The organism is Mesorhizobium sp. M7A.F.Ca.CA.001.10.2.1, assembly GCF_003998575.1.
Classification (GTDB): Bacteria; Pseudomonadota; Alphaproteobacteria; order Rhizobiales; family Rhizobiaceae; genus Mesorhizobium.
The window spans coordinates 1-1,569 of the sequence record NZ_RZQY01000974.1 but is presented as its reverse complement, the minus strand read 5'-3'; the positions used below and the strand labels follow the sequence as shown (position 1 = coordinate 1,569).

Annotated in this window: 1 protein-coding gene; it reads right to left on the bottom strand. The window is 64.9% G+C overall.

Features of this window, described 5'->3' with window-relative positions:
• Positions 1-84: 84 nt before the first annotated feature.
• The gene (locus tag EN964_RS34100) at positions 85-1,533 is read right to left on the bottom strand and encodes an aromatic amino acid lyase (RefSeq protein WP_127271568.1); all 1,449 of its coding nucleotides are present in this window, start codon (positions 1,531-1,533) and stop codon (positions 85-87) included.
• Between the last annotated feature and the right edge of the window lie 36 nt (positions 1,534-1,569).

Genomic DNA, 1,569 nt, shown 5'->3' with positions numbered 1-1,569 from the left:
TCCGAAGCCTTGGCGAAGGAGGACCGGTTCGAATTTCATCCGTTCAGGCGCACCAATTTCACCGGCTACAGCTTGTCGGCATCTCTACGCCTCGAACACCTTCTCAGTGAACCATTCCGCCAACCTGGCAAGCTCCGGCCCCAGCACGCGATCGGCGCCGACAGGCGGCACGATAGCTCTGATTTGATCGACGAAGGAGCGCAGTGCCGGCGGCGGCGTCCGTTCGGTGACGTGCAGCGCCTGCGAGGCGATCATCGCCAGCATCGCCATGGCCGCGTCGACGCAGCGGCCGGCGGTCGCTTCCTTGGTCCATGCGAAGAATGCCGTCGTGGCGACGTCGTCCTGCCCCGCGCCCGCTGATTCCGTGCCCGGCATGAAGGTACGTTGCGCTGCCAGCTTGGCCTGTTCGAGATAGCCGGTGATTGCCATCGGTACGTAGCCGACATTGCCATGGCCATCGCTGTCGGCCGAGTGACGTCCGGTCATCAGCAGATCCGGCAGCAGCGACACCTTGCCGTTCAGAAGCTTCGAGGCGTGGCGGTCGCAGAGCAGGCAGATATCGGCCCATATCGCCGCCAGATCGTCCAACGCCGGCGTCGCCATGGCGTTGTGATAGCCGCCGGTCGAGATGCAGCGGCCGAGCGGATGTGCATCGTCGGGCGGGATGTAGACCGGATTGTCCGATATAGAGGCCAGCGACACATTGGCCGCCCGCTCGGCCGACGACAACGCACGATGCGCCTGGCCGAGGACGCGCGGCACGATGCGGTAGCTGACCGGCGCCTGATAGTTGCGCCGCCCGTCGCCGGCGCCAACCAGAAATTCCCGCAAACCCTGCAGGGCCGCGGCCTCATGCTCATCGCCCCAGAGCGTGTCGAGGGCGGCGTCATAGTGTTCGAGGGGGGCACGAAACGCCTCGATCGACAGCGCGAACACCTGGTGCGCCATGCGGATCCGGCGGCGCGCCGCGAGCGCTGCGTCTGCCACCAGAGCGGCAGCGCAAGGCGAGCCGTTGATGAGCGAACCCCGTTCCTTGACCTCGAGGTCGAAACGCGTCGAAAGTTCTGCAAACAAGGGGTAGAGCGCCAGGATCTCACCGGCGCCGCCCTGGCCGGAGGCCGGCACGACAGGCATCGGCTCCCCGTCGAGCATTGCGGCCACGGCTAGCGCGATGCGCGGCGTTGTGGCGGCGTTGCCCTCGATGAAATTCGTCAGACGGGCAAGCACGATCGCCCTGACCACGCGATCCGGCAAGGGATCGCCGAACGAGGTGGCGGCGGCAAACGCCTTGATGCGCGCATGGCGATCACGCTCGTCAGGTTCGAGCTTTCGGCTTGCCAATTCCCCCATGGCGGTTGTGACGCCATAGATGACCGGTGGCGGATCGGATTCGATCAGCCTGAGAAACGAGGCGCGGCATTCGGCGATGCGCTGCAAGGCCTTCTCGCCGATCGCCACCGTGTCCTTCTTCCAGGCGACGCGGAAAACAGTGTCGAGGTTGATGTCGTCACGCTTCGACAGGCTAACTGGCATGCTTCACACCACTGGAAATAAGGGACTTAGTAGAGT